Genomic DNA, 26,327 nt, shown 5'->3' on the forward strand with positions numbered 1-26,327 from the left:
TTAAACGCTTTAGGTGAAAAGTCTGTAGTTTCTGGAATTTCAATGTCTTTCTTTTTCATCTTTGGCTTCACTATTTTCGGTGTTTGAAGGTTCGTATAAGGCGATTTTACGCCATCAAGCCCTCTTTCCCGAAATGCTTTTAGCCAATAAATAACGAGAGCATGGGAAATTTTATGAAGTTTAGCCACCTCACGGATACCATAATCTTGTTCGGTGACGAGTTTGATAATTTTCAAACGAAATTGATAAGAGTAGGACATAATCTGCACCTCAAATTAGGTGTCCAGATTTTGGAGTGCAGATCAACAAGCGGTCAGATTTTGCAAAAATTTTGCGAAATTCGACCGCTTGTATTTAACGTGCCATTGCCTCAGCTGGGGGTGTTTCTTCTAAAGTTGGGATAACCCAAAAGAAAACTGCGTATTGAACCAATAATGAAAGCGCAATAATCACGCGTGCCCAAACAGCACCGCTCATCACAAAACCAATCCCCATTCCAATGGTGGAAATCAGTAAAATCCGCCACTTCGCTTTGCGGCTTAATGCGCGCGTTTCATGGTAGGACTTAAGGTGATCTTGATATATCTGGGTTTGTAAGAACCAGTCATGCAAACGCTCTGAGCTTTTACCGAAACAAAAAAGCGCAATCAAAAGAAATACCGTACCGGGCATGCCAGGGATAATAATGCCGGTAATACCAATGCCCAAAAAAATAAAGCCTAAAATTGCGTAAATCGGTTTCATAATCGTCTTGATAAAAAATAATGAGTGCCATTATCTACAAATAAAAATGATTTGCAACATCTTATGCTGTTGCAAATCATTTTAAAAATTTGACCGCTTGTAAAATTAGTAAGCTAACGCCATTCTGGCTTTTAACCCCCAATAGGTTGTCAGCCCCGTGGTGTATTGCTTAATTTCGCCATTTTTTATTATTAGAATGGTGGGCGTTGCTTGAATATCCCACAGTTTAGAAAACTCCCCATTGGGATCATTCAGGGTCGGGAAATGGTAGCCGTTTTCGGCAAGGTAAGCATTGACCGACTCAGGACTACCTGATTTCAACGCCACGCCTAAAACCGGTACACCTTCTTGCGCCAATCGATCAACAGCCGGCGAAGTAATTTGGCAAAAATGACACCAGCTGCCCCAGAAATAAAGCAACATCGTTTTTTCATGGCTTAATTGCGCAATAATTTGCGGCTGATTTTGGGTGTCTGTCAGCACTTGGCTAGCAAATTGCACGGGCGAACTTGGCTTACGATACCAATCCACTGCCACACTGATTACAATAAACAGCGCACCGTAAATCACAATATTTTTCAACCAGGTTTTTAGTAATGCGGTTTTAGTTTGCATCTTATTTTCCTTGCTGATGATGTGTATATGCCGCAGCACCATGTGCCAACATTCTCAGTTGAGTAATCACCCGTTTTTTAAGCTTTTCGCGCTCGCTCATATTCATATCTAATGCGTGTAAGCCAGCCGTAAACACCAGTGTAACCAACCCTTCTGCTTGAATATAAGCAATGTCGCTATCGCGACTAGAATATTTAGCAGTAATATATTCGGTCAACTCTGCCACAAAATGCTTAATCTCGCGCGCAACTGCGGTACGGAAGACTAATGAAGTCCCCGAACTTTCACGCAATAATAAGCGAAAAACATTGGGACGATCTGCAATCAATTCAAAGAAGGTATCTACCGATAGCGCAACCACACTCCCACCATTTTCAATACGCTTGCGGGCTTGACGCATCAACTGGCGCAGTACAAGACCTGCTTCATCCACCATCGCAAGCCCAAGCTCATCCATATCTTTAAAATGGCGATAAAACGAAGTTGGTGCAATTTCTGCCTCACGAGCAACTTCTCGAAGGCTTAAATTGCTAAAACTTTTCTCTGCGCTGAGTTGGTTAAACGCTGCATCAATCAAAGCGCGGCGTGTTTTCTCTTTTTGCTGCGCACGAACACCAATATTACTCATGTTTTGCCTCAATTTCGTTGCGCATAATCTCACTTACCGCTTGTGCAAGTCGTTCATAGCGCAGACGAAGTGGTGAACCTGGACGATAGATTAAACCAATCGCGCGGTAAGGTTGTGGCTCGTCAAAGGTTAAATAATTCACCCCTTCCGTTGGCTTGGTTGCCAATTTCGGAATCAATGAAATACCGACATCTGCCGCTACCATATTCCGTAGCGTTTCTAAGTTAGTCGCTTTGAAATGTTCACTTTCTTTTGCACCCATTGAAAGACAATAATCTAATGTTTGCGTGCGTAAGCAGTTGCCTTCATCTAAGAAAAGAAGCTCTTTTTCACGCAAATCTGATAGTGGCACATGCTGCTGTTTTGCCCAAGCGTGCTTATCTGATACCGCTAAACGCATTTCTTCATTAAATAGACGAACTTCAATAAATGGTTCAGTTTCTTTCATTAACGCTAAAATTGCGCAATCCAGCTGACCCGATTCAAGCTGATCAATCACCTGTGAGCTACGTAGTTCATAAATATAAAGTTCAAGCGCTGGGAAGTGTTCTTTCAGCGCTGGAATAATAATTGGCGTAATATATGGCGCAAGCGTTGGAATAATTCCAACATGAAGCGGGCCAGACATCTCTTTGCCTTGGTTGCTTGCCATCTCACGCAATACTTTTACTTCACGCAAAACAACTTTGGCTTGATCAACTAATGTAAGGCCTGCTTGAGTAAACAGCACTTTACGGCTAGTGCGCTCTAGTAAAATTGTACCTAATTCATCTTCTAATTTACGAATCTGACCGCTTAGTGTGGGCTGGCTTACATTACATGCTTCTGCCGCGCGTCGGAAATGTTTATGCTCTGCCAATGCAATTAAATATTCTAAGTCTCTAATGTTCACGCAGACTCCTTCTTTATCAGTCTTACCTATCAATCAAATAAGCTGAATTATGGCACATTTATGTGTAGAATGCCCCCAGTTTTTCAAATCATCAGACCAAAACTGGGAGAAAATCATGGCATTAACTGATATGACAGGTAAAAAAGTACCTTCAGTAACTTTCCACACTCGCCAAGGCGATGCATGGGTTGACGTTACAACTGATCAATTATTCAACAACAAAAAAGTGGTTGTGTTCTCATTACCGGGCGCATTCACTCCAACTTGTTCATCAACTCACTTACCACGTTACAACGAATTAGCAAAAGAATTCTTCGCTTTAGGCGTAGATGAAATCGTTTGTATTTCTGTAAACGATACTTTTGTTATGAACGCATGGAAAGCAGACCAAGAATGTGAAAACGTAACCGTTATTCCAGATGGTAACGGCGAATTCACTAAAGGTATGGGCATGTTAGTGAGCAAAGATGACTTAGGTTTCGGCGATCGTTCATGGCGCTATTCTATGTACGTGGTAAACGGCGTAGTTGAAAAAATGTTCATCGAACCACAAGAACCAGGTGACCCGTTCAAAGTTTCTGATGCAGACACTATGATCAAATTCTTAAGCCCAACATGGGCACCAAAACCATCTGTGTCTATCATCACTAAACCAGGTTGCCCATTCTGTGCAAAAGCGAAAGCATTGTTAGAAACCAAAGGCTTACCGTTTGAAGAAATCGTATTAGGTAAAGATGCATCAACTACATCATTACGCGCAATCACTGGCCGTACAACCGTTCCACAAGTATTTATCGGTGGTAAACACATCGGTGGTAGCGACGATTTACAAGCACATTTTGATGTAAAATAATCGTAGTTAAAAATACGAAAAAAGCTAAACCTTCTGGTTTAGCTTTTTTTATTTTTCCTTTTATAGGAAGTAAATAAAAAAACGGTCAAATTTCAAATCTGCAAAACATCTTCAAAATCCGACCGCTTGTTTACTTCGTTTTAAAACTACAACGCTTCAATCGCTTTATACTGCTCTTGGATTTTTTCTAATCCAGATTGGTATTCCGCTTGTTTTTCGCGTTCTTTCGCAATCACCGCTTCTGGTGCTTTAGCCACGAAAGCTTCATTGCTGAGTTTGTTTTCGATACGTTTAACCTCATTTTGATATTTTTCAATCTCTTTGGTTAAACGGGCAAGCTCTGCTTCTTTATTGATAAAGCCAGCCATTGGTACGAGCAATTCAGCATTGCCCACGAGTTTCGCTACCGCAAGTGGTGCGGTTTCGTTTGCGGCTAATGCTTGAACGTTGTCTAATTTCGCCATCGCTTTCAAAAGAGCGGTCTGTTTTTCGAGAATTTTTGCATTTTCTGCACTTAAATTACGGAATAACAGATCTAATCCTTTGCTTGGTGCGATGTTGCTTTCTGCACGGATGTTACGTACCGCAACGATCACTTCTTTTAACCACTCAATTTCAGCTTCTGCTTCTGGATCAAAGCCGTTTTCTTCCACTTGTGGGAAAGGTTGTAACATAATGCTGTCAGCCGTAATGCCGACAAAACCTTTCACTTTTTGCCAAATTTCTTCGGTAATAAATGGAATGAGCGGATGTGCTAAACGTAATAATTTCTCTAACACGTGAACCAAAGTTTGGCTTGCTGCACGGATTTGTGCTGCGTTGCCGTTGGCAAATACTGGTTTAGTCAATTCTAAATACCAGTCACAGAATTGGTTCCAAGTAAACTCATAAATCACATTGGCACAAAGATCGAAACGATATTGGCTTAATGAGTTACGGAAAGTTTCCACGGTACGATTGAATTCTGATTGAATCCAACGATCGGCTAATGAGAATTCGATCTCACCTTCACTTAAATCCAATTTTTCATTTGTTAAGACGAAACGGCTTGCATTCCACAATTTATTACAGAAGTTACGGTAGCCTTCTAAACGTTTCATATCCCAGTTGATATCGCGACCGTTTGAAGCCAATGCGGCTAATGTAAAACGTAATGCGTCTGTACCGTGAGCTGCAATACCTTCAGCAAATTCTTTGCGAGTCGCTTTGGCAATTTTCTCCGCTAATTGCGGCTGCATCATGTTGCCAGTGCGTTTTTCAAGTAAATCGTCAAGGCTAATACCGTCAATCATATCGATTGGGTCAAGTACGTTACCTTTTGATTTCGACATTTTTTGACCTTGCTCATCACGGATTAAGCCAGTTACATATACCGTTTTAAATGGTACTTGCGGTTTGCCGTTTTCATCTTTCACGAAGTGCATCGTAAACATAATCATACGCGCAACCCAGAAGAAGATGATGTCAAAGCCTGTGATTAACACATCCGTTGGATGGAACATTTTGAGCTCTTTAGTTTGCTCTGGCCAACCTAAGGTAGAGAACGTCCACAAACCTGATGAGAACCACGTGTCTAACACATCTTCATCTTGTTTAAGTTCAACCACAGAATCTAAGTTGTATTTTGACCGCACTTCTTCTTCGTTGCGTGCCACATACACGTTGCCTTCTGAGTCATACCACGCAGGAATACGGTGTCCCCACCAAAGTTGGCGAGAGATACACCAATCTTGAATATCGCGCATCCAAGAGAAGTAAAGGTTTTCGTATTGTTTTGGCACGAATTGGATTTCGCCGTCTTCCACCGCTTTAATCGCCACATCAGCAAGCGGTTTTACGCTCACATACCATTGGTCGGTTAGCATCGGCTCGATTGGCACTCCACCACGGTCGCCATAAGGCACTTTGAGATCGTGTGGTTTAATTTCGTCTAATAAACCTAGTGCTTCAAAATCTGCCACGATTTTCTTACGTGCAACAAAACGCTCTAAGCCACGGTAATCCGCCGGAATAGTCGCTTCATAGCCAGCAAGTGGTTTGCCATCGGTGCCGATAATTTCTGCTTCATCACGAATATCCGCATTTAAAGTTAACACGTTAACCATCGGTAAGCTGTGACGTTTACCCACTTCATAGTCGTTGAAGTCATGAGCAGGGGTGATTTTTACCACACCAGTACCGAATTCACGATCGACATATTCATCGGCAATAATCGGAATTTCACGATTTGCCAGCGGAAGAACCACGGTTTTACCGATTAAAGATTGATAACGTTCATCTTCAGGATGCACCGCCACCGCTGTATCGCCCAACATGGTTTCTGGACGCGTAGTTGCGACGACTAAATAATCTTTACCATCTGCCGTTTTTGCACCGTTAGCTAACGGATAACGGAAATGCCAAAGAGAACCTTTGCTCTCTTTGTTTTCTACTTCTAAATCAGAAATCGCGGTGTGAAGTTTTGGATCCCAGTTTACTAAGCGTTTGCCACGGTAAATCAACCCTTCTTCATGCAAGCGAACAAACACTTCTTTTACCGCATTCGATAAACCATCGTCCATAGTGAAACGCTCGCGTTCCCAGTCGATTGAGTTACCTAAACGACGCATTTGTTGGCTAATTGTGCCGCCTGAATAAGCTTTCCAATCCCAGATTTTGTTGATGAACGCTTCACGACCATAATCGTGGCGGGTTTTGCCTTCTTCAGCGGCAATTTTACGTTCCACCACCATTTGGGTTGCAATACCCGCATGGTCTGTCCCCGCTTGCCATAAGGTATTATGCCCTTCCATACGGTTAAAACGGATTAAAGTATCCATTAAGGTTTGTTGGAAAGCGTGCCCCATGTGTAGGGAACCCGTTACATTCGGTGGAGGAATTGCAATGCAATAGCTCGGCGCGTTTTCATTTTCAGACGGTTTAAAATAACCGCTCTCTTCCCAATGTTGATAAAGGGCTTGTTCTACCGCAGACGGATTAAAACGGTCTGCCATTTCGAATTTTTGTGTCATTTATTTTTTCTCTTTACCTAGCGTGAAATTTAATTATTTAGCATTCAGGCAGATCCCATTTTTTTGCTGGAATTCCACCCTTATAATGAATAACGCTATCTGTTTTAGCTGGACTAAATTTAAAATGATATTTTTTTATTTCTTTGAAATAAATTTCAGTATTATAAAGTCCCTTTTCATTTGGTAAAAGATAGAACACTTCATCAATAATTGTATCTCTATCTAAATTATAAATAGGTTTATTAGCTACTTGTTTAAGATAATAATATCCCTTATCTTGAACTATAAATTTAAAAACTTGATCTTCAATCAATGCATTATTGGAACGTTCAACCAATTTAACATAAGTGTCAGCTTTTACCTTACTTTCAGATAAATACTTTTCTAAATGCTTAAACGGTGAGTTACTAAAAACACCTCTAGTAAAATTAGGTATCAGTGGTTCTTTTAAAGTTAATACTTGAGAAAAACCATCCTGAACCAGACACTGTCTAGCTTCATCTTTTTTATAAATAGAAATCATATGCGTCGCAAAATTATTAACACTTAATATAGCATGATCTTCACCTGTATAATCTTCATACCTTGAAGAAACAACATCTAAATTCGTACATGAAATTAAGAACTGTGAAATTGAAAATAATAAAATTGATTTAATATATTTTCTCAAAACAAATTCCCTCTAATTTTTCAATCTAAAATTTATTAATATAAACTTATCTTCATTCAGGTAAATACTCCGAATCACTTCTTTCAACTCCTCCAATCCCATATTTTCCTGTTTTGCATGTTGTTCCGTCAGCTCGTCAAGAGTAATCGGCGACACACTTAACACTTCAATCGTGCGGAAATATTGGTTATCTTCAAATCGTCCAACACGTAAAATATCACCTGCTTTAAAATGGCTTTCGGATTTATCCCGAATGGTGATGGTTTTACGCCCTGCGAGAATATCAGCTTCGAAACGTTGGTAAAAAGTGATGTCGTTTGGTTGCATTTTATTCCTTACAAGCGGTTAAATTTGAGCATTTTTTTGCAAAATCACTTACTGGCTAATATTTGATTCTGCCAAATCTCCCCTAACCCCTCTTTGCTAAAGAGGGGAATGGATTTCAAATTTTTGTGTCATTTATTTTTCTCTTGCTTAGTAGGGTGAGTATAAACACACCGTTATATTAATTTGCTTTTTTATCTTTTATCCAAGGATGTTTATTATTTGGGTCACCGTATTGCCCACACGATTTTCTTGCTTCATCATCTGATAGATAGTAACGAGGAATATTGATCGGTAACAATGCTGTATCAGCCACAACAGATAAAGGCCAATCGATAAAATATAATGGTCTGGTCATATGCTTAAAGCCAACACCATCATAAAAATTACCAGCCACCATATTGTAATCGTATCGAGTTCCAATATAAGGACAAGGATCTTTCAGTGTCGTTAAGGTGCCACAACCATAAAGAGATAGACTTGATAAGATTAGAACAAGCTTTTTCATTTTGATTTCCTTTTTTAACTGTTATCAAACCTTAGCATTATTTAATCAGTTTAAAATGAATTACCCAAAACTCACTTTCATTGGGATAAATTGTTTTAATCACTTCTCGCAATTCAGCCAAACTCATATTTTCCTGTGCTGCATGCTGTTCTGTAAGATTATCAAGCATGATCGGCGACATACTTAACACTTCAATCGTACAGAAATATTGGTTATCTTCAAATCGACCAACACGTAAAATATCGCCTGATTTGAAATGGCTTTCGGATTTATCTCTAATAGTGATTGTTTTACGCCCCGCGAGAATATCGGCTTCGAAACGCTGATAAAAAGTTATGTCGTTTGATTGCATTTTATTCCTTACAAGCGGTTAAATTTGAGCAATTTTTGCAAAATCACTTACTAGCTCAGGTTTGATTCTGCCAAATCTCCCCTAACCCCTCTTTACTAAAGAGGGGAATGAATTAGAAAGTTTATCTATCTGTTTAATGTTTTAACATTAAAAGAAATTCGTTCAATAATATTGAGTTGATAAAGGAATCCCCCTCTTTAGCAAAGAGGGGTTAGGGGAGATTTGGCAGTAGCAATCACGAAGAAAGCCGTTTTTCTCTTCCCCTAATCTATTCAACGCTTGGTTTTACAATTCACAATTTTCGCTGAAGTCACGCCATAAATAAGCGCATCTTTCTCATAGAGATCAAGATTTGGCGTCACTTTCACGCACTGGTTAGGCTTAGCATTGATAAGCACGCCAGCCGCTTTTAAATTTGTGCTAGAGTGAAACGCAAATAACCCTTGTGTCGTTTTCACTACAAAGCCGTCCAATTCGCCATTATCAGAAGCTTCTTGGACAAATTCCTTTTCTTCAGCAGTTAATTCAGAGACTTGAAGAATAGAATATCCTTCATCAGCAAAGGTTGTCTTGCTCGCTAATAACAGAATTAAAGGAAGCCATTTAAGATATTTTTTCATCTTGATTACCTATTAAATACCATAGTATAAAAGTTTGTTTCCAACCTAAAATAGCCGACCTATCTCAAGAAAGATCAAGGCGTATCCTTTAATAGTTTTTTTCAAATTAAGTGCGAAATTTTAACAGAAAATCCTCAAAAAATCTTCTATAAGGGGCGGGATTCTTATCGATTAAATGCAAACAAGCGGTAAGATTCCAATCATATTTTGCAAAAAATCGTTGAAATCTCACTGCTTGTTGATTTGAATAATAGTGGCGGTTACCCGCTATCATTTATTCTTTGCGGAAAATTCCGCGAATGAGCTGTACAGAAAGGAAGAATAGCAACACGATAACACCATAAAGCACATAGCTTACAATCGGTTTTGCTACCGTTTCCCCTTCTAACAATGGTTTAATTGAGACAATGTTGCGGAACTCATTCATCCAGTTAATCCGCCAGCCGTAGTATTTAATTTGAACGCGCTGTTTTTCATTTGCATAGGCTTGCGCTTTTGCTTGAATATCTGCAGAGCCAAATTTGAAATACGGTGGTAAGCCCCAACCTGTATCTTCATTGCGATATACCATGACTTTGTTTGGTTCACTTTCGGTAAACAAGAAATAAACATCGCGCACTTCGCCATCTGCTGGATTTGACTTGCTAATTACGCCATCTTTGTCCATGCGACGCACTTCCATGCCGGTTACATAAGTTTCATCGTAACTTGGCATTGCATAATTCACGACCCCGCCAATAACAATAAAGAATGAGAGAGAAACTAAAATCAAAAAGTATTTGATGATCTGTTTCATGGCAGCTCCTTATAATTGAATTTTAAATAATTTTTGTACATTTTCGGTAGTAATGCGAGCAAATTCTTCTGTCGAAACCCCTTTTAATGTTGCCACATATTCGCACGTTTCGCGCACATAGGCTGGCTGATTTGGTTTACCACGATAAGGAATTGGCGCTAAATAAGGCGAATCCGTTTCCACTAATAATCGATCAAGCGGTAATTTTCGCACAACATCTCGCAATTCTTCAGCATTTTTAAAGGTAATAATACCTGAAATGGAGATATAAAAGCCAATATCAAGGGCACGTTTTGCCATTTCATAATCTTCGGTAAAACAGTGTAGCACGCCGCCACATTTTTCTGCCCCACCTTGAATTAACATATCCATCGTATCTTGGCGCGCACTTCTAGTGTGAATAATCAGTGGTTTATTCACTTTATTCGCAATCTCAATTTGCTGTTCAAAACTAGCAATTTGTAGCGGTTTAGATTCCAACGCATAGTGGTAATCTAAGCCTGTTTCGCCCACAGCGACCACGCGTGGATCTTGGGCAAAACTCAGCAATTTATCGTAATCAAAAGGCTCTTCTTCAACATTGAGCGGATGCACACCGCAAGAAAGTGAGACTTCTGGGCGATGTGCCGTTAAATTTTTCATCGCTTCAAAGCGACCAACGGTAGTACAAATCGAAATAAAATGATTTACCCCGCGCGCTTTTGCATTTTCAATCACTTCATCCACATTTTTATGGCGTGTTTCATAATCTAATGAATCTAAATGACAGTGGGAGTCAATAATAAATAAATCTTTTAACATAAATTTTTAAATAATTATCCAAATAAGGTTATCACTAATTTTGTAATGCCATCAAGCAACATTAACTCTTGATTTACGGCATTAATTTCGCGCAAATCGCATTGAGTTTGTTGCACAATTCGATGTCCTTCAAGCAATAACGGTGCATCAAAACGTTGACTAAAAATCGGAATTGCATTCCCCAAATCGGTATTTATCCAGCCATGCTGAATGCCCATTTTTGCCTTAAGGCTGTCGATAAAAAAGCTCTCTAACCATTCCAGCTGTTCAAAAAGCCTCTCTTTATCAAAAGCGGAATAGAGCAAGAATACATCGCGCGTTTTCAGAAATTGCCAAAAGGTTTGTAAAAATGCTTTGCGCACTGGCAAGCGGTCATTTTCAAGAAAACTTTTGCAAATCAGTGGGCGATGATGGCAAATGTTCAAGGCAATTTGTCGTGTTTCAAACGATGTATTCGGGCAAACTTCTGCAAGCCATTGCATCGCACTATCTGCCTTCGGCGCAGTGATTAAATAGGTTTGGCAACGGCTTTGGATAGTCGGTAAAATGGCATCTTGAATCGGTGCTTCTAACAGAAAATAAACGCCTGCATGCGGTTCTTCTAAGGTTTTCAATAAGGCATTACTACTGGCTTCATTCAGTTTATCTGCCCCTTGAATGTACACCACAATATTGCCACCTTGCTGCGCAAATGTTTGTAGCTGTTGGTTCAGCTCACGCACTTGGTCGATCAAAATTTCCTTACTTTCTTGTGGCGCAAGTAAGTGAAAATCCGGATGGTTACCACTTTGGCGTAACAAACAACTTTTACATTGGTGACAAGGCTTTTCGCCTTGTGGCATCTGGCAAAGCAACCAATCTGCAAATTGGCTAATAAGTTGCTCAGTGCCTAGCCCAACTTCTGTTTTAAATAGCAACGCATGGTGGCCACGCCCTTGTAAAAAAGTGTGCGTCAGTTGCTGATAAATCGGCACCAACCAAGGATAAAGTGTCATCTTATCCATCTCTTTTCCAACTATTTTGCAAATGACAAGAATTTTTCAACCGCTTGTTGAATATCTGCCACCACTTTTTCTAGTGGCTGTTCAGCATTGATAATCACCGCTTTTTCATTATTTTGCGTTAAAGCCAAATAACGCTGACGAGTGCGATAGAAGAAATCCAAGCTTTGCTGTTCAATGCGATCTAATTCGCCCCGACCACGAGCCCGTTCTAAGCCGATAACCGGATCAATATCGAGATAAATTGTGAAATCTGGCTCAAATTTACCCAAAATCGTTTTCTTAAGTGTGTCTAATAAATGGCTATCAATCTGGCGACCGCCACCTTGATAAGCTTGCGTAGACATATCATGTCGATCCCCTAACACCCATTTGCCTTCAGCAAGTGCAGGTTTAATCACATTCTCTACCAACTGCACACGCGCAGCGTATAACATCAATAATTCTGCTTTATCGCATACGGGCTCTTCCAATTCATGCTTGATTAAGTGGCGTAATTTTTCAGCTAATGGTGTGCCACCCGGCTCTCGAGTCATGACGATATCCGTAATGCCTGATTTTTTCAGTTGTGCTAACACCGCCTGATGCGCGGTGCTTTTTCCTGCACCTTCTAAACCTTCTAATACGATGAATTTACCTTTCATGATTTTTTCCTTATGGTTTAGCTACTTTTCGTTCATGCTCAATTTTCATCCATTCGCGCACCGCTTTATTATGTTCATCTAAAGTGCGGCTAAATTTATGCCCACCGCTACCGTCTGCCACAAAATAAAAATACGGCGTACTATCAGGTTGAGAAACTGCTTTTAACGCCGCTTCACTCGGCATCGCAATTGGTGTAGGTGGCAAGCCCTCAATTACATAAGTATTATAAGGCGTTGCTTCTTCTAAATCTTTTTTACGAATATTGCCTGTGTAACGATCACCCATGCCATAAATCACTGTTGGGTCGGTTTGTAGCTTCATTTTCGCTCGTAAACGATTGATAAACACTGAAGCAACTTGTGGGCGTTCCTGCGTAATCCCCGTTTCTTTTTCCACAATAGAAGCAAGAATCAACATTTCATAAGGATTTGCAAGCGGTAGATTTTCCGCTCTATTTTGCCAAGCTGCATCTAAAGCTTTTTGCTGCTTTTGATAAGCGCGCTTTAAAATGTCTAAATCTGTTGATCCTGGCACATAGCTATAAGTATCTGGTGCAATCCAACCTTCTAATTTCTCATGTGGAAGACCAAGTAAATTCGCAATTTCTGCTTCAGATTTCTCACTTAAAGTATGTTGCAAATAGCTGGCTTTTGAGAGTTGTTCACGCCAAATTTTGAAGGTTTTTCCTTCAATAAATTGCACATTTAATTGCACTTCTTTGCCTGAATTTAAGTGTTTAAGTAAATCTTCAACCGTTTTTAAACCATTAAGCGAATAAGTTCCTGCTTTAAATTTGCTTAATTGCGGGTTAAATCGAATCAAATAAGGCAAATATTGAACATCATCATGTTGAACAATCCCCTGTTCTTCAAGCAGTTGTGCTAATTTTTGGCTTGAGGTGCCTTTTTCAACAATAAAAAACTGATCTGCTTTTGCAGTTAATGGATGCTCGGCAAGCTCATTGAGTTTTTGATAGGCATAAAATGCTGCACCACCAATCATCGTGCCAAGCAAGCCTAATGCGATCAATATTTTCTTAAACATCTGTTTTACATTTTCTAAAATAATTCGAGAAAGGATTTTACACTATAAAAGCGAATAAGCGGGCAAATTTTGATGCTATTTCAGAAATGATTTAAAGAGAAAATAAAGAAATCATGGTGGGTCGTGAAGGATTCGAACCTTCGACCAACGGATTAAAAGTCCGCTGCTCTACCGACTGAGCTAACGACCCTTAATGTGTAACAGGCGTGTATAATACGGATTTTCAGACCGAATGCAAGCCCTTTTTATGTTTTTTGCTTTATCTGAATAAATTCAACACAATCTGGTTATTTTTAAACAAACCGTCAGATAAAAAATAAGGCGGTTTAAAAACCGCCTCACTGAATTATGCGTTTGCTTTTGTTACATAGTCAATCGCTGATTGAACTGTTGTAATTTTTTCAGCTTCTTCATCAGGAATTTCGATATCGAATTCTTCTTCTAAAGCCATTACTAATTCAACAGTATCTAAAGAGTCTGCGCCTAAATCTTCGATGAATGAAGCTTCAGGTTTAACTGCTGCAGCGTCTGCGCCTAATTGATCAACGATGATTTTTTTTACGCGTTCTTCAATGCTCATTTTGTGTTTCCTATTATAGTAAATTCGCAAAATGCGAGAGTTAGTTAGTGTAGTCAAAAATTCACTAAATTCAACCTTAGCATAGCAAGGTCGAACCAGATAAGCTTTTCGATACACTCGAACTAAAAAGGTTCGCTAAACATAGTGCAAGCGAAAAAGCTGTTTCATTTTAACATTAAGACTAGGGTTTATCCATTAAAAGCCGTGAAATTTGCAAAAAAATTGCAAAAAACGACCGCTTATTTCTTAAAGACCAGCAAGATTTGCTCTCATTTGGTCAATCACAGCCTTATAATCTGGCTGATCAAAAATCGCTGAACCGGCAACAAAAGTATCTGCACCCGCTTCAGCAATTTCAGCAATATTTTCGATTTTTACACCGCCATCCACTTCTAAACGAATGCTTCTGCCTGAAGCATCAATACGATGACGTACTTCACGCAATTTGTTTAATGTGCTTGGAATAAATTTTTGTCCGCCAAATCCCGGATTTACCCCCATCAATAAAATCATATCGATTTTATCCATGACATAATCTAAATAATGTAAAGGTGTTGCTGGGTTAAACACTAAGCCAGCTTTACAGCCTAATTCACGAATAAGCTGTAAGTTGCGATCGATATGATCGGTTGCTTCTGGATGGAACGTAATGTAGTTTGCGCCCGCTTTAGCAAATTCTGGAATCAGGCGCTCTACCGGTTTAACCATTAAATGCACGTCGATTTCAGCCGTAATGCCGTAGTTACGTAACGCTTGGCAAATGGCTGGGCCAAAAGTTAAATTTGGTACGAAGTGATTATCCATCACATCAAAATGAATAATATCGCCACCCGCAGCTAATACTGCATTCACATCCTCGCCTAGTCGGGCTAAGTCAGCAGAAAGAATAGAAGGGGCAATTAGAAAAGGTTGTCGAGCCATAAATCTCCTCCTTAAAAGTTATGCTTAAAGTACCACAGATTTAAGCAAAATACAGAGAAACAAGTCATAAAACAAAAAAAATTTAAAATCCATAAAAAATTTATTGAAATGTAAAAATTTTGTTGTATCATGCTTTCCCATAATTTAATAATGGATATTATTTAGTTTAGGAGACAAATAAAATGAAACAAGGCATCCACCCAGAAAACTACCGTGAGGTATTATTTTATGATGCTTCAGCTCAACAAGGTTGGATTATTCGCTCATGCGCAGCAACCTCAAAAACAATGACTTGGACAGATGGTAAAGAGTATCCGTTCTACCCATTAGATACTTCATCAGCTTCTCACCCTGTTTATACAGGTAAACGCCGTGAAGCGAACACTGAAGGTCGTGCAAGCCGCTTTAGCGATAAATTCAAAGGCATGGCAAGCCTCATTCAACGCAAAGGATAAGCAAAATGCAAATTTTAAACTCATTAAAAAGCGCGAAAACTCGCCACCAAGATTGCAAAATCGTACGTCGCAAAGGCAAACTTTATGTCATTTGTAAAAGCAACCCGAGATTCAAAGCTCGTCAACGTTAACAAGGATCTTCAATGAAGAAACTATTATTAGCTACTTCTTTATGTATTTTTGCAGCTTCTTCTCACGCACACCGCGTTTGGGTCGAAAGCACACCATTAAAAGCTGGTGAAGTATTACAAGCCGATTTAGGTTATGGAGAATTCCCAACGCTAGAAACCATTCCAGAAAAACGCCTTTCTTTTTTTGAGCAAGGAATGCACTTATTAAGCGCTAAAGGCAGCGAAGCATTAAAACAATCAGGCGATAAAAACTATCATTTTGTTAGCCAAGCACCTTTAGCAGAAGGTAGTTATGTTATCTCTGCAACCTATAAGCCAACTTTCTGGTCGCAAAATGCCGAAGGTTGGAAGCAAGCAGATATGAAAAATACGCCGAATGCAACTTACTGCGAACAAACCTCTATGTATGGGAAACAGATTATCAATGTAGGTAAAGATAGCGGTGTGAATGTGGTTGCTGATAAAGTAGGGCACAAATTGGAAATTGTGCCAATGGTTAACCCTGCATCAGTGAAAGTGGGTGAACCATTTAAAGTTGTTGTATTATACGAAGGTGAGCCATTACCAAATGCAACGCTTACTGCAACGTTCAAAGGATTTGATATTCAAGACCACAGCCATTCACACAAAGTGGAAGCACAAGCATTCTCTGATACAACTGGCGAAGACGGTACAGTTAACATCATCCCATTAAAAGATGGTTTCTGGAAAGCTGCTGTGGTGCATGAAGTGCCATTTAGTGATCCTGCGCAATGTCAAAAATCTAAACACTACGCAAGTATGACATTTGATATCGCGAAATAATTTTTCCGCCTTAAATCATAACCCCCAACCTGAAAATCAGGTTGGGGGTTTATTATCAAGCGGTCAATTTTTCTAAAAGTTTTGCGTGAATGCCACCGAAGGCACCATTACTCATCACAAGGATGTGATCACCGCTTTTCGCTTCACGCCTTACCGCATCAACTAGCTCATCTAAATTTGCAGACCATTTTGCTGGTTGAGTTAACGCATCAGTAATTACACTCACTTGCCATGGAATAGTCTCCGGCTGATACACAAATACCGCATCTGCATCTTTCAAACTTGGTGCAATCTCTTCCTTATGCACGCCCATTTTCATCGTGTTAGAACGTGGCTCAAGCACCGCAAGAATTCGTGCCTCTTTCCCCACTTTGCTACGCAATGCACCAATGGTGGCTTCAATCGCAGTTGGATGGTGGGCAAAATCATCATAAACAGTGACTCCGCGCACTTCGCCTTTGACTTCTAAACGACGATTCGCATTAATAAATGAACCTAACGCCTCACATGCTCCCGCCACAGAAACACCTGCATGATGGCTGGCAGCAATCGCCATTAACGCATTGTGCATATTGTGTGCGCCGATAATTTGCCATTGCACCACACCGGCTTTTTCGCCAAAGTGATACACTTCAAATGCTGAGCAATCTGCCACTAATGGTTTAGCAAACCACTCTTTTCCTGCACCAATAAATTGTAATTGGCTATATGCACCCATTTTCAGCGTATCTTGTACGTTTTGATCGGAAACTGCTGACAAAATGCAGCCACTTTGTGGCATGGTACGCACAAGATGATGGAACTGACGTTGAATCGCTTTTAAGTCATCAAAAATATCAGCATGGTCAAATTCAATGTTATTGATAATTAACGTTCTCGGCGTGTAATGTACGAATTTTGAACGCTTATCGAAAAAGGCGGAATCATATTCATCGGCTTCAATCACAAAGAATTTGCTTGAACCTGCACGCGCAGAAATCCCAAAATTACCCGCAACCCCACCGATTAAGAAACCCGCATCGATGCCGTTTTTCTCCAAAATCCACGCCAACATTCCCGTTGTAGTCGTTTTGCCATGTGTACCAGAAACGGCTAATACCCAACGATCTTTTAGCAAATTATCATGCAACCATTGCGGGCCAGACATGTAATTCAATTGGTTATCTAACACATATTCCACGCACGGATTGCCACGGCTCATCGCATTACCAATCACCACTAAATCTGGCGCAGGTTGTAATTGCGCAACATCATAATTCGGAATAATTTCAATGCCGTGATTTTCTAAAAAAGTACTCATCGGCGGATAAACGTTAGTATCCGAACCAGTAACATGGTAGCCCAACTCGCGCGCGATCATCGCAACACCGCCCATAAAGGTGCCGCAGATACCTAAAATATGAATATGTTTTTTTGTCATTATCTTGCCTTCTTTCACATCTATTTTTGCAAAAACCCGTAAAATTTCGACCGCTTAGCGCGATAAAAAGTTGCGATATTCTATCACATCTATGTTTTCCTCACCTTACAAGCGGTCTGATTTACGATAAAATTTGCAAAACTTCGGGAAAAACAAACCGCTTGTAAGCTAGTATTCAGACTCACGAAAAGAAAAAAGGCTTAGCATTTTATGCTAAGCCTTTTGCGCGATTAGTGTTTACCTAAATTGCTAAAGAAGTTCTTCACGCTATCTAAAAAGCCTTCTTGCTGAGGGCGATGCTTCCCTTTTCCATCAAAACTTTCTTCCAATTTGCGCAGAAGATCTTTTTGTTCTTCGCTTAATTTTACTGGTGTTTCGACAATCACTTTGCAAATTAAGTCGCCTGCGTAACCGCCTCTCGGGCTTGCCACCCCTTTACCACGTACACGGAAGAGTTTACCCGTTTGTGTTTCGGCTGGGATTTTGAGTTTCAACTTGCCTTCTAAAGTCGGCACTTCAATCTCCCCGCCTAATGCAGCTTGAGTGAAGCTAATTGGCACTTCGCAGTAAAGGTTTGAACCATCACGTTCAAAAATCTCATGGTCACGAACGTGAATCACTACATATAAATCGCCCGCTGGTGCACCATTTTCCCCTGCAGCACCTTCGCCAGATAAGCGTAATTGGTTACCCGTATCTACCCCTGCTGGAATAGTGACCGATAGGTTTTTCGCTTTTTGAACACGTCCATCACCGTGGCAAGATTTACATGGTTTCTCGATTTTTTTACCTGAACCGTGACAGCTTGGGCAAACAGATTCACTCACAAAGAAACCTTGTTGGCGACGAATTCGACCAGAACCGTGACAATGCGGACAAGTTTCCACTTTAGAATCTTTTTCTGCACCAGTACCGTGGCAAGTATCACACTCTGCTAATGTAGAAAGGCGAATATCTTTTTTACAGCCTTTTACCGCTTCTTCTAAGGTGATTTCGATGTCGTAACGTAAGTCATCGCCACGTACCACACGTTGACGGCGACCACCTCCGCCAAAACCACCACCAAACATTTCGCTGAAGATGTCTTCAAAGCCGCCGAAACCACCACCGAAGCCACCAAAACCGCCGCCAGCACCGCCACTGCCTTGTTCAAAGGCTGCATGACCATATTGGTCGTAAGCTGCACGTTTTTCAGCATCGCCTAGCACTTCATAAGCTTCGTTGATCTCTTTAAATTTTTCTTCTGCATCTTTGCTGCCTTGGTTTTTATCCGGGTGATGTTTAGACGCTAAACGTTTATACGCACGTTTGATATCGCTCTCACTCGCCCCTTTTTGTAAGCCAAGGACTTCGTAATAATCTTTTTTTGCCATAGTATTTCCGTATTTTTATTTGCAAGTATTTTGTTATTTCTGACCGCTTGCATTCGCTATTTTTAGCAATGTGGGCGAATTGAAATGTAAATATCTACTTTGCCATTTGGATAATATTTTTCAAAATCTACTTTATAAGCACGTTTTAATAAGCCTTGCTTTTCCTTATTCCAAATATGTTGCCACGTTTGAACTACTGATTCACAATTCGTAGGGAAGATTTCATACCAAGTCAGATCTTCAATTTCAATGGTTGAGAAACTGCCTTCTGGTTTACTTTCTTGAGCAACAGCAACATCATAATAGCCCGTAAAATCTGATTCGTAATTCAGATAAACACCATAATAAGGCTCATTTTTAGTCAATTTTGCAAAATTATTCTGCCAAAGCTGTCCAATCTTTTCCGCGGTATTTTCCTTTATGTTATGCGTACGAATTGTAGCAAATGGATAAAGTGTAAGTGGCATAACTATTCCTTAAATTTACAAAATTCTGGGTAAATTTGACCGCTTGTAACAGACTCCCCTCTTTAGCAAAGAGGGGTGGGGGGAGATTTGGCAGAAGTAAATTTAGCTCATAAGAGAATTTGATATCGCTATCAAATCTCCCCTAACCCCTCTTTTCTAAAGAGGGGGATCATTTATATACACCAAAAGGGCGTGTTTCCACGCCCTTTATTTATGCTCGAAGAGCTGTGAAATTATTTGTTGTCTTTCACTTCTTCAAATTCAGCATCTACCACACCATCATCTTTTGCTGATGATTGTTGTGGTTGTTCGCCAGCTTGTGCTTTTGCTTGCGCTGCTTGCATGAGTGGTTCAGACGCTTTGATTAATGCTTCAATTTTCGCTTCAATCTCTGCTTTGTCTTCGCCTTTTGCTGCAGTTTCAAGTTCGTTCACCGCTGCTTCAATTTTCTCTTTGTCTGAAGCCGCTAACGCATCACCTGCTTCGGTAATTTGTTTACGAGTTGCGTGTGCGATACCGTCTGCTTGGTTACGCGCTTGAACTAACTCTTCAAATTTACGGTCTGCATCTGCATTCGCTTCTGCATCACGAACCATTTGTTGAATTTCTTCATCAGATAAACCAGAAGACGCTTGAATGCGGATTTGTTGCTCTTTACCTGTGTTTTTATCTTTTGCCGATACGTTGATTACGCCGTTCGCATCGATGTCGAAAGTAACTTCAATTTGTGGCATACCACGCGGTGCAGGGTTGATACCTTCTAGGTTGAATTGACCTAAAGATTTGTTGTCTGCCGCACGTTTACGCTCACCTTGTAACACGTGGATAGTTACCGCTGCTTGGTTATCTTCCGCAGTTGAGAACACTTGCGATTTTTTAGTTGGGATCGTGGTGTTTTTCTCAATTAAGGTAGTCATCACGCCACCCATGGTTTCGATACCAAGTGATAATGGGGTTACGTCTAATAATAGAACGTCTTTCACATCACCTTTTAATACGCCACCTTGAACCGCAGCACCAATTGCCACCGCTTCGTCTGGGTTTACGTCTTTACGTGCTTCTTTACCGAAGAATTCAGCTACTTTTTGTTGTACTAATGGCATACGAGTTTGACCACCCACAAGAATGATATCGTGGATTTCGTTTACGCTCTTACCTGCATCTTTTAATACTGCTTTTAATGAGTCAATTGAGCTTGCTACTAAATCTTCAACTAAAGCTTCTAATTTCGCACGCGTTACGCTGATTGCTAAGTGTTTAGGACCTGTTGCATCTGCTGTGATATACGGAAGGTTCACTTCTGTAGATTGCGCTGATGAAAGTTCAATTTTCGCTTTTTCAGCCGCTTCTTTCACACGTTGTAATGCCATTGGGTCATTACGTAAATCAACACCTTGCTCTTTTTTGAACTCATCAATGATGTAGTCGATTACACGGTTATCGAAGTCTTCACCACCTAAGTGAGTGTTACCACCTGTTGCTAATACTTCAAAAGTTTGTTCGCCGTCGAAGTTATCAATTTCGATGATTGAAATATCGAATGTACCACCACCTAAGTCGTAAACTGCAATCACTTGGTTTTCTTTAGTTGAACCTAAACCGAATGCTAATGCTGCAGCTGTTGGTTCATTGATGATACGTTTTACATCTAAGCCTGCAATTTTACCTGCATCGATAGTTGCTTGACGTTGTGCATCGTTGAAGTACGCAGGCACAGTAATTACTGCTTCTGTTACTGGCTCACCCAAGAAATCTTCTGCTGTTTTTTTCATTTTTTTCAATACTTCAGCAGAGATTTGTGGTGGTGCTAATTTATCGCCTTTAACATTTACCCACGCATCGCCGTTATCTGCACGCACGATTTCAAAAGGCATAATTTTAATATCGCGTTGTACTTCTTCACTGTCAAAACGACGACCAATTAAACGTTTGATTGCGAATAATGTATTTTTCGGGTTAGTAATTGCTTGGCGTTTTGCTGGTTGACCAACTAAAGTTTCGTTATCGGTATAAGCAATGATTGAAGGAGTGGTACGCGCACCTTCTGCATTTTCAATCACGCGCGCTTTGTCGCCATCCATTACTGCTACACAAGAGTTTGTTGTACCTAAGTCAATACCAATGATTTTTCCCATAATTTTTTCCCTCTAGATAAATTCGTTTGAATTAGTTTTTGTTGCCGAAAAGATAAGGTTCGTTTAACGCTTTTCAAGCCCAGCGTAGAAAATTCTTATCAGCTGTGATTCAAAAGAATGGAGCGTTTGAATTCGCTCATTCAGACGGAGCAATAAATAAGGACAAAAAAACACGCTTCAAGGGCAAAATTAAAAAAATTTGCAAATTTTTGCTAAAATCTGCCCGCTTGTCAGGAAATATTATGTGTTGAGGAAAATTATGGCATTACATCGCTGCCCTGAGTGTCGCCGAAAAATTAGCGAAAGCGCAATACTTTGCCCGCATTGTGGCTTCTCGTTTGATGCCGCAAATTTAGAAATTTATAAACAAAAATTAGAAGAGCGCCGTTTGCATAATCAGCAATTAACTCGGCAAAATGTGAAAATTCAGCTATTTTGGTTAGCCGTATTTGCATTGGTGATCGGATTTGCTGCTTGGTGGAAAAACTAGCCCACTCAATCATCAGCTTTTATACTTGTAAAAAAGCAATAAAAAATGACCGCTTGTACAAACATTACAAGCGGTCATTTTTAGTCTTATTTTTGCGTCTCGTTGTAATATTGATACGCTTTGTCCATATCTTCAAAATGGTGCATGATGCCATTTTCTAACACCACCGCATTATCACAATAAGACTTCATCGCACTCGGGCTATGTGAAACTAAAATGATAGAACGGTCTTTGCGTTTTTCAAACAACTCATACTTACATTTTTCTGCAAAGCGAGAATCCCCTACTGCAATTACCTCATCGATTAAGTAGCAATCAAACTCAACCGAAAGTGAGAGAGCAAATGCAAGTCGAGCTTTCATCCCTGATGAGTACTTCTTCACTGGCTCATAAAGATAATCGCCTAATTCCGAAAACTCTTTTGTAAAACGAGTCACATAATCTGGATCAACATCATACAAACGACAAATAAAACGTAGATTATCCATCCCTGTTAAACTACCTTGGAATGCCCCACTAAAAGCTAACGGCCAAGAGATGCTCATAGAACGTTCAATCGTGCCACTTGTTGGGGGCTCAACTCCGCTCATCAAACGAATGAGCGTAGATTTACCCGCACCATTTCGCCCTAAAATCCCGATTTTTTCGCCTTTTTGTAGCTCAAAATTGATATCCTTTAACACGGTTTTCCAACCGTTATTTGTGTGATACTTCTTACACACATTATTTACGCGAATCATTGTGGCTCAACTCCTTTACTGAAGTTTTTAACCATCACTAAGCCCATTAACAACAAGGCAAGATCACTCACAACTAAAAAACCGACACTTTCATAAGTAACCACGGTATCGCCAAAATAGCCATGGCGGAACATTTCTGTACCATGAATCATCGGAAACCAAAGTGCAATAGATTGTGCCTGTGCTGGAAGGTTATGAACGAAGAAAAATGCGCCAGAAATTGGTAATAAAACGAAACTCAGTGTTCCCCAAATTTTACCAAACACATCAAATTGTTGCGCAATCGCACAAATGATTAACCCCAAACCAAAAGCAAACATTGCCATGAGGAACCATGCAATAAGCATATAAAACACATCATGCGGTGCATCAATCCAATCAATCATGACTAAGATTGCCATAAAAAGAATTTGGGCAATTGAAGCGCCAGCAACTTCGAGTAGCACACGTGTGAAGATGGTATCAAGTACACGCACGTTACGGTGATAAAGCAAACTCAAGTTTGCCGAAATCGAACCAATCGCGCGGTTTGAAGCATTTCGCCACATCATTGCCATTGGATACCCCGTCATCACAAAGGCAATCATATTTAAAGTAGAGAATTTATCAGCACGGATAAATTTCCACATCATTACAATAAAAAAAGTCATGAGCAAAGGCTCAATAAATAGCCATAAAAAGCCGACATTTTGACGCCCATAACGGGTGATAATTTCACGCATAAGCAATGCGTTAATCACCCGTCCTTGAATCGCTAATGACTGTTTAAACGTTGTTTCGTCACCATATTGCATTAGTTTTTATGCTCTCTTACGCTGGCGATGAGTAAGCTCAATACGCCATATAACATTAAGCCAATAATAAAGGTCGCAATGATATTGTAAATTCGGTTTGGTTCTAACGCCCAGTCCGGTTTGCTTGGTTGGCTAATCACTTCCAAATAAAGTTGTTGGCGATCTGCTTCTCCACGCGTATTTTGTAATGAAGTCATTGCGGCTGTCAGTTGTTGTTGCGCTAACTCATTTGCTAACATTAAACGTTGGTAATCCGCAGTTTGTGTCGCAGCCGAGTTTCCATTGCCTGATAATTGGCGAGTTTGTTCATCAATCTCTTTTTTCAAGCTTTTTTGGCGCATTTGTAACGCTGGCACTTGCGGGTTATCTGGTGTAATTGAAACTAATTGTGCTAATTGCGTTTCAACACGAATCAACTCACTTTTCAAACTTGAAATTAACGAAATTTGTACGCCAGATTGCGCCGGTAAATCGAAAATCTTATTTTTGATACGATATTGACTCAAAGCCTGTGCAGTTTCCTTCACATTTTTCTCTGCATCTGCGACTGCTTGCTCAGCAAATTCGATAGTATCTTTTCTTGCTCGTTCATTTAAGCGATTGATTAACGACTCACCTTCTTTTAACAAACGTTCGTTAATTTGCTGACCTTCTTCTGCATTAAATGCTCGCACACGAAGGGTTGCAATACCAGAAATAGAATCTACATCAACACTCAAACGCTCTTTAAAATAACGATAGAATGCCTCTTGAGTATCGTTTAATCCAAATCCATTAAAACGACTTAATACATCACCTTTTTCGGTATAGAAAGCACGAAGTGGTAAATTTTGTTCTAACTCTGCTAATGCGGTGCGTGAACGCATATATTCTTGCACAGAATAAGTATCATCTTGTGAGCGAGAAAAACCTGTGCTTTGTAATAATGCGCCAACGCCAGTTAAAGAAGATTGGCTACCAGGTGAGCGCACAACGAAACTTGATTCTGAAACATAAATATCAGAAGCAAACATTCCAAAATAAACGCCAGCAAAGGCGGTTGGGAACAATACTGTTAACCAAAAAAGTGGATTCAGTTTTTTCCAGAGTGATTTTTTCTTTTTCGTCGGCATCGCCGAATTTTCGATAGTCATGTCATCCCCTTAATTAGTAACTTCTGATAGTGTTGGTCGTGCTGGTTACCGGAGAGGTAATCGAGAAAATCATTCTCAAGAATTTTTGGAATTCTGAAAGTGGTGCATTCGACACATACACAATATCTTTATCTTGAATCGGGAAACGTTGTAATAAGAACATCGTTTCCGGCGCTAATAAATTCGCACGATAAACGGTTGGTACTTCCATCCCGTTACCATAACCTTTTTCTGCCCATTCTTGCTGTGCGTGAGTATCTAACTGTGTAAATGGTGTATAACGGAAGACAAACACCCCGCGCGGGTCAGAACGCGTATCAATCAAACCACCCATTTTCCCAATAGCTTCTGCAAGTGTGATACCACTGCTTGAAAAACGCAGTTGTTGGTTATTGCCTACGGCACCTAAACCAGTAAATTTATACGGTGTGTTTAAAAGTGAAACAACATCACCCGCACGCAATACAATATTTTGTGCAGGATCTGCGATTAAGGTTTCAAATGCTAATGTTTTAACTTGATTACCACGGGTCAGTTGAACGGTCACATCTTCAATGTTTTCCATTGCACCACCTACAGCGGCCACCGCATCTAACACACGTTCATTATTAGCACTTAATGGCATACGTACTGTACTGCCTTGGCGAATAACAGTCACATCTGATGAATTATTGTTAGCAATTTTTACTACAGCTTGTGGCTGATTCGCTTTACGGCTAAGGCTGGCTACAATTTGTGATTGAATAGCTTCTGGTGTTTTACCCGCAACACGAATATTGCCAACGAATGGCACTGTGACTGTTCCATTTTTATTTACCATTTGTGCTGGCAGTTGGGTTACATGCCCACTTCCTTGTCCTTCGCTACTAAATGTTGAACCAAATAAAACCGCAGGTGGTGCTTCCCAAATCGAAATCTCTAACACATCACCAACATTAACAGCACCAGCATAGCCACCATTACCACGCACATCTGCAAAACCTGAAAAACGCTGGCTTTGTTGAGCTGCATACATTTGCTGCACTAACGACTCATTTAATTCAATTACATTCACTTTTGCTGCTAATTCAGAAGCATCAGCACCTTGGTTCATCTCTAATACCGCCGAATGACTCGGTCCTGAAGTGGGTAGCGAAGAACAAGCTGACAGCCCTAACATTAACCCTGCACAGACTGCTTTTAATCGATAATTTTTCATTGATGTATCATCTCATAATAAGGAAGACAAGCGGTCAAATTTGCCAATTATTTTGCAAACTACTACGCCTATATTCGTGAAAATAATCTTAAGAGTATAACATTTATTCAAGAAGGAAAAAAATGGTATTACACTTCCCCCATTGACAAATTTGACATTCATTTGGCGCTTCTAATGACTTT

The 26,327-nt window shown here is 40.1% G+C and carries 31 protein-coding genes and 1 tRNA gene; 5 read left to right on the forward strand and 27 right to left on the reverse strand.

The window, feature by feature from the left end; translation table 11 throughout:
* From HMPREF1128_RS07530 to oxyR, 5 genes are all read right to left on the reverse strand, one after another.
* A partial coding sequence (locus HMPREF1128_RS07530) for a helix-turn-helix domain-containing protein (RefSeq protein WP_007526073.1) occupies window positions 1-260 on the reverse strand: 260 nt, incomplete at its 3' end.
* Between the two features lie 94 nt (window positions 261-354).
* Window positions 355-744 carry a YbaN family protein gene (locus tag HMPREF1128_RS07535; RefSeq protein ID WP_007526074.1) on the reverse strand — a complete coding sequence of 130 codons (390 nt, stop codon included), beginning with the start codon at window positions 742-744 and terminating at the stop codon, window positions 355-357.
* A 105-nt stretch (window positions 745-849) separates the two neighbouring features.
* Window positions 850-1,359: a protein disulfide oxidoreductase gene (locus HMPREF1128_RS07540; RefSeq protein ID WP_007526085.1), complete on the reverse strand. Its 510-nt coding sequence runs from the start codon at window positions 1,357-1,359 to the stop codon at window positions 850-852.
* 1 nt (window position 1,360) lies between these two features.
* Window positions 1,361-1,987 (reverse strand): HTH-type transcriptional repressor FabR, encoded by a 627-nt coding sequence (gene fabR / locus HMPREF1128_RS07545; protein ID WP_007526064.1) that lies wholly within the window; start codon window positions 1,985-1,987, stop codon window positions 1,361-1,363.
* Complete coding sequence (gene oxyR, locus HMPREF1128_RS07550) at window positions 1,980-2,879, reverse strand: DNA-binding transcriptional regulator OxyR (RefSeq protein WP_007526056.1); 900 nt, start codon at window positions 2,877-2,879, stop codon at window positions 1,980-1,982. The genes fabR and oxyR overlap by 8 nt, the downstream gene beginning before the upstream one ends.
* 115 nt (window positions 2,880-2,994) lie before the next feature.
* On the opposite strand from oxyR, the gene HMPREF1128_RS07555 reads away from it, so the two are divergent.
* Window positions 2,995-3,732 (forward strand): glutathione peroxidase, encoded by a 738-nt coding sequence (locus tag HMPREF1128_RS07555; RefSeq protein ID WP_007526043.1) that lies wholly within the window; start codon window positions 2,995-2,997, stop codon window positions 3,730-3,732.
* A 146-nt stretch (window positions 3,733-3,878) separates the two neighbouring features.
* Here HMPREF1128_RS07555 and valS read toward each other — a convergent pair whose 3' ends face one another.
* From valS to rpe, 14 genes are all read right to left on the reverse strand, one after another.
* Window positions 3,879-6,743, reverse strand: a complete 2,865-nt coding sequence (valS, locus tag HMPREF1128_RS07560) for a valine--tRNA ligase (protein ID WP_007526070.1) — start codon at window positions 6,741-6,743, stop codon at window positions 3,879-3,881.
* Window positions 6,744-6,780: 37 nt separating this feature from the next.
* A complete protein-coding gene (locus HMPREF1128_RS07565; RefSeq protein WP_007526089.1) occupies window positions 6,781-7,413 on the reverse strand; it encodes a hypothetical protein in 633 nt (210 codons plus the stop codon).
* A 12-nt stretch (window positions 7,414-7,425) separates the two neighbouring features.
* A complete protein-coding gene (gene yqfB, locus HMPREF1128_RS07570) occupies window positions 7,426-7,740 on the reverse strand; it encodes a N(4)-acetylcytidine aminohydrolase (protein WP_007526079.1) in 315 nt (104 codons plus the stop codon).
* Between the two features lie 178 nt (window positions 7,741-7,918).
* Window positions 7,919-8,245, reverse strand: coding sequence for a YceK/YidQ family lipoprotein (locus HMPREF1128_RS07575; RefSeq protein ID WP_010128961.1), 327 nt, complete (start codon window positions 8,243-8,245; stop codon window positions 7,919-7,921).
* A gap of 37 nt (window positions 8,246-8,282) precedes the next feature.
* Complete coding sequence (yqfB, locus tag HMPREF1128_RS07580; RefSeq protein ID WP_007526048.1) at window positions 8,283-8,597, reverse strand: N(4)-acetylcytidine aminohydrolase; 315 nt, start codon at window positions 8,595-8,597, stop codon at window positions 8,283-8,285.
* 272 nt (window positions 8,598-8,869) lie between these two features.
* Window positions 8,870-9,217 (reverse strand): hypothetical protein, encoded by a 348-nt coding sequence (locus HMPREF1128_RS07585; RefSeq protein ID WP_007526002.1) that lies wholly within the window; start codon window positions 9,215-9,217, stop codon window positions 8,870-8,872.
* 274 nt (window positions 9,218-9,491) lie between these two features.
* Window positions 9,492-10,013, reverse strand: coding sequence for a DUF1523 family protein (locus HMPREF1128_RS07590; RefSeq protein WP_007526052.1), 522 nt, complete (start codon window positions 10,011-10,013; stop codon window positions 9,492-9,494).
* A gap of 9 nt (window positions 10,014-10,022) precedes the next feature.
* On the reverse strand, window positions 10,023-10,814 hold the full coding sequence (locus HMPREF1128_RS07595; RefSeq protein WP_007526081.1) for a TatD family hydrolase: 792 nt from the start codon (window positions 10,812-10,814) through the stop codon (window positions 10,023-10,025).
* A gap of 14 nt (window positions 10,815-10,828) precedes the next feature.
* Entirely contained in the window at window positions 10,829-11,809 is a 981-nt protein-coding gene (locus HMPREF1128_RS07600; protein ID WP_007526000.1) for a DNA polymerase III subunit delta', read from the reverse strand.
* A gap of 20 nt (window positions 11,810-11,829) precedes the next feature.
* Window positions 11,830-12,459, reverse strand: a complete 630-nt coding sequence (gene tmk / locus HMPREF1128_RS07605) for a dTMP kinase (protein ID WP_007526082.1) — start codon at window positions 12,457-12,459, stop codon at window positions 11,830-11,832.
* 10 nt (window positions 12,460-12,469) lie between these two features.
* The gene (gene mltG, locus HMPREF1128_RS07610; RefSeq protein ID WP_007526068.1) at window positions 12,470-13,504 is read right to left on the reverse strand and encodes an endolytic transglycosylase MltG; all 1,035 of its coding nucleotides are present in this window, start codon (window positions 13,502-13,504) and stop codon (window positions 12,470-12,472) included.
* 114 nt (window positions 13,505-13,618) lie between these two features.
* A tRNA-Lys gene (locus HMPREF1128_RS07615) sits at window positions 13,619-13,694 on the reverse strand.
* A 156-nt stretch (window positions 13,695-13,850) separates the two neighbouring features.
* Window positions 13,851-14,084 carry an acyl carrier protein gene (gene acpP / locus HMPREF1128_RS07620; RefSeq protein WP_007526009.1) on the reverse strand — a complete coding sequence of 78 codons (234 nt, stop codon included), beginning with the start codon at window positions 14,082-14,084 and terminating at the stop codon, window positions 13,851-13,853.
* Between the two features lie 246 nt (window positions 14,085-14,330).
* Window positions 14,331-15,005 carry a ribulose-phosphate 3-epimerase gene (gene rpe, locus HMPREF1128_RS07625; protein ID WP_007526083.1) on the reverse strand — a complete coding sequence of 225 codons (675 nt, stop codon included), beginning with the start codon at window positions 15,003-15,005 and terminating at the stop codon, window positions 14,331-14,333.
* Between the two features lie 182 nt (window positions 15,006-15,187).
* Between rpe and HMPREF1128_RS07630 the strand changes: the two genes are divergently transcribed.
* The 3 genes from HMPREF1128_RS07630 to HMPREF1128_RS07640 are packed head-to-tail and all read left to right on the forward strand — an operon-like array spanning window position 15,188 to window position 16,395.
* The gene (locus tag HMPREF1128_RS07630) at window positions 15,188-15,460 is read left to right on the forward strand and encodes a type B 50S ribosomal protein L31 (protein WP_007526037.1); all 273 of its coding nucleotides are present in this window, start codon (window positions 15,188-15,190) and stop codon (window positions 15,458-15,460) included.
* A 5-nt stretch (window positions 15,461-15,465) separates the two neighbouring features.
* Window positions 15,466-15,591 carry a type B 50S ribosomal protein L36 gene (gene ykgO, locus HMPREF1128_RS07635; RefSeq protein ID WP_007526060.1) on the forward strand — a complete coding sequence of 42 codons (126 nt, stop codon included), beginning with the start codon at window positions 15,466-15,468 and terminating at the stop codon, window positions 15,589-15,591.
* A gap of 12 nt (window positions 15,592-15,603) precedes the next feature.
* Window positions 15,604-16,395: a DUF4198 domain-containing protein gene (locus HMPREF1128_RS07640; protein WP_007526020.1), complete on the forward strand. Its 792-nt coding sequence runs from the start codon at window positions 15,604-15,606 to the stop codon at window positions 16,393-16,395.
* Window positions 16,396-16,450: 55 nt separating this feature from the next.
* On the opposite strand, the gene mpl is transcribed toward HMPREF1128_RS07640, so the two are convergent.
* The 4 genes from mpl to dnaK all read right to left on the reverse strand — a co-directional run bounded on the left by mpl (window position 16,451) and on the right by dnaK (window position 21,790).
* Window positions 16,451-17,815, reverse strand: a complete 1,365-nt coding sequence (gene mpl / locus HMPREF1128_RS07645; protein WP_007526006.1) for a UDP-N-acetylmuramate:L-alanyl-gamma-D-glutamyl-meso-diaminopimelate ligase — start codon at window positions 17,813-17,815, stop codon at window positions 16,451-16,453.
* 230 nt (window positions 17,816-18,045) lie between these two features.
* A complete protein-coding gene (dnaJ, locus tag HMPREF1128_RS07650; protein WP_007526088.1) occupies window positions 18,046-19,188 on the reverse strand; it encodes a molecular chaperone DnaJ in 1,143 nt (380 codons plus the stop codon).
* A gap of 62 nt (window positions 19,189-19,250) precedes the next feature.
* Window positions 19,251-19,655, reverse strand: a complete 405-nt coding sequence (locus HMPREF1128_RS07655; protein ID WP_007526046.1) for a GyrI-like domain-containing protein — start codon at window positions 19,653-19,655, stop codon at window positions 19,251-19,253.
* A 233-nt stretch (window positions 19,656-19,888) separates the two neighbouring features.
* Entirely contained in the window at window positions 19,889-21,790 is a 1,902-nt protein-coding gene (gene dnaK / locus HMPREF1128_RS07660) for a molecular chaperone DnaK (RefSeq protein WP_007526092.1), read from the reverse strand.
* A 259-nt stretch (window positions 21,791-22,049) separates the two neighbouring features.
* On the opposite strand from dnaK, the gene HMPREF1128_RS07665 reads away from it, so the two are divergent.
* The gene (locus tag HMPREF1128_RS07665; protein ID WP_007526033.1) at window positions 22,050-22,280 is read left to right on the forward strand and encodes a zinc ribbon domain-containing protein; all 231 of its coding nucleotides are present in this window, start codon (window positions 22,050-22,052) and stop codon (window positions 22,278-22,280) included.
* 86 nt (window positions 22,281-22,366) lie between these two features.
* On the opposite strand, the gene bexA is transcribed toward HMPREF1128_RS07665, so the two are convergent.
* Genes bexA through HMPREF1128_RS07685 form a run of 4 tightly spaced genes read right to left on the reverse strand, consistent with a single transcriptional unit; the run spans window position 22,367 to window position 26,145 of the window.
* Complete coding sequence (gene bexA, locus HMPREF1128_RS07670; protein ID WP_007526058.1) at window positions 22,367-23,020, reverse strand: capsule polysaccharide exporter ATP-binding protein BexA; 654 nt, start codon at window positions 23,018-23,020, stop codon at window positions 22,367-22,369.
* The gene (bexB, locus tag HMPREF1128_RS07675) at window positions 23,017-23,814 is read right to left on the reverse strand and encodes a capsule polysaccharide exporter permease BexB (protein ID WP_007526026.1); all 798 of its coding nucleotides are present in this window, start codon (window positions 23,812-23,814) and stop codon (window positions 23,017-23,019) included. Before bexB ends, bexA begins: the two co-directional genes overlap by 4 nt.
* Complete coding sequence (locus tag HMPREF1128_RS07680) at window positions 23,814-24,947, reverse strand: capsule polysaccharide transporter (protein ID WP_007526014.1); 1,134 nt, start codon at window positions 24,945-24,947, stop codon at window positions 23,814-23,816. The genes bexB and HMPREF1128_RS07680 overlap by 1 nt, the downstream gene beginning before the upstream one ends.
* A 13-nt stretch (window positions 24,948-24,960) precedes the next feature.
* Window positions 24,961-26,145 carry a polysaccharide biosynthesis/export family protein gene (locus HMPREF1128_RS07685; RefSeq protein ID WP_007526004.1) on the reverse strand — a complete coding sequence of 395 codons (1,185 nt, stop codon included), beginning with the start codon at window positions 26,143-26,145 and terminating at the stop codon, window positions 24,961-24,963.
* Between the last annotated feature and the right edge of the window lie 182 nt (window positions 26,146-26,327).

The organism is Haemophilus sputorum HK 2154 (genome assembly GCF_000287615.1).
GTDB classification, from domain to species: domain Bacteria; phylum Pseudomonadota; class Gammaproteobacteria; order Enterobacterales; family Pasteurellaceae; genus Haemophilus_A; species Haemophilus_A sputorum.

Coding starts and splice junctions, on each gene's coding strand:
- HMPREF1128_RS07535 (WP_007526074.1), bottom strand. CDS start 744: ATGAAACCGATTTACGCAATTTTAGGCTTTATTTTTTTGGGCATTGGT.
- HMPREF1128_RS07540 (WP_007526085.1), bottom strand. CDS start 1,359: ATGCAAACTAAAACCGCATTACTAAAAACCTGGTTGAAAAATATTGTG.
- fabR (WP_007526064.1), bottom strand. CDS start 1,987: ATGAGTAATATTGGTGTTCGTGCGCAGCAAAAAGAGAAAACACGCCGC.
- HMPREF1128_RS07555 (WP_007526043.1), top strand. CDS start 2,995: ATGGCATTAACTGATATGACAGGTAAAAAAGTACCTTCAGTAACTTTC.
- valS (WP_007526070.1), bottom strand. CDS start 6,743: ATGACACAAAAATTCGAAATGGCAGACCGTTTTAATCCGTCTGCGGTA.
- yqfB (WP_007526079.1), bottom strand. CDS start 7,740: ATGCAACCAAACGACATCACTTTTTACCAACGTTTCGAAGCTGATATT.
- HMPREF1128_RS07575 (WP_010128961.1), bottom strand. CDS start 8,245: ATGAAAAAGCTTGTTCTAATCTTATCAAGTCTATCTCTTTATGGTTGT.
- yqfB (WP_007526048.1), bottom strand. CDS start 8,597: ATGCAATCAAACGACATAACTTTTTATCAGCGTTTCGAAGCCGATATT.
- HMPREF1128_RS07585 (WP_007526002.1), bottom strand. CDS start 9,217: ATGAAAAAATATCTTAAATGGCTTCCTTTAATTCTGTTATTAGCGAGC.
- HMPREF1128_RS07590 (WP_007526052.1), bottom strand. CDS start 10,013: ATGAAACAGATCATCAAATACTTTTTGATTTTAGTTTCTCTCTCATTC.
- HMPREF1128_RS07595 (WP_007526081.1), bottom strand. CDS start 10,814: ATGTTAAAAGATTTATTTATTATTGACTCCCACTGTCATTTAGATTCA.
- HMPREF1128_RS07600 (WP_007526000.1), bottom strand. CDS start 11,809: ATGACACTTTATCCTTGGTTGGTGCCGATTTATCAGCAACTGACGCAC.
- tmk (WP_007526082.1), bottom strand. CDS start 12,459: ATGAAAGGTAAATTCATCGTATTAGAAGGTTTAGAAGGTGCAGGAAAA.
- mltG (WP_007526068.1), bottom strand. CDS start 13,504: ATGTTTAAGAAAATATTGATCGCATTAGGCTTGCTTGGCACGATGATT.
- acpP (WP_007526009.1), bottom strand. CDS start 14,084: ATGAGCATTGAAGAACGCGTAAAAAAAATCATCGTTGATCAATTAGGC.
- rpe (WP_007526083.1), bottom strand. CDS start 15,005: ATGGCTCGACAACCTTTTCTAATTGCCCCTTCTATTCTTTCTGCTGAC.
- HMPREF1128_RS07630 (WP_007526037.1), top strand. CDS start 15,188: ATGAAACAAGGCATCCACCCAGAAAACTACCGTGAGGTATTATTTTAT.
- ykgO (WP_007526060.1), top strand. CDS start 15,466: ATGCAAATTTTAAACTCATTAAAAAGCGCGAAAACTCGCCACCAAGAT.
- HMPREF1128_RS07640 (WP_007526020.1), top strand. CDS start 15,604: ATGAAGAAACTATTATTAGCTACTTCTTTATGTATTTTTGCAGCTTCT.
- mpl (WP_007526006.1), bottom strand. CDS start 17,815: ATGACAAAAAAACATATTCATATTTTAGGTATCTGCGGCACCTTTATG.
- dnaJ (WP_007526088.1), bottom strand. CDS start 19,188: ATGGCAAAAAAAGATTATTACGAAGTCCTTGGCTTACAAAAAGGGGCG.
- HMPREF1128_RS07655 (WP_007526046.1), bottom strand. CDS start 19,655: ATGCCACTTACACTTTATCCATTTGCTACAATTCGTACGCATAACATA.
- dnaK (WP_007526092.1), bottom strand. CDS start 21,790: ATGGGAAAAATCATTGGTATTGACTTAGGTACAACAAACTCTTGTGTA.
- HMPREF1128_RS07665 (WP_007526033.1), top strand. CDS start 22,050: ATGGCATTACATCGCTGCCCTGAGTGTCGCCGAAAAATTAGCGAAAGC.
- bexA (WP_007526058.1), bottom strand. CDS start 23,020: ATGATTCGCGTAAATAATGTGTGTAAGAAGTATCACACAAATAACGGT.
- bexB (WP_007526026.1), bottom strand. CDS start 23,814: ATGCAATATGGTGACGAAACAACGTTTAAACAGTCATTAGCGATTCAA.
- HMPREF1128_RS07680 (WP_007526014.1), bottom strand. CDS start 24,947: ATGACTATCGAAAATTCGGCGATGCCGACGAAAAAGAAAAAATCACTC.
- HMPREF1128_RS07685 (WP_007526004.1), bottom strand. CDS start 26,145: ATGAAAAATTATCGATTAAAAGCAGTCTGTGCAGGGTTAATGTTAGGG.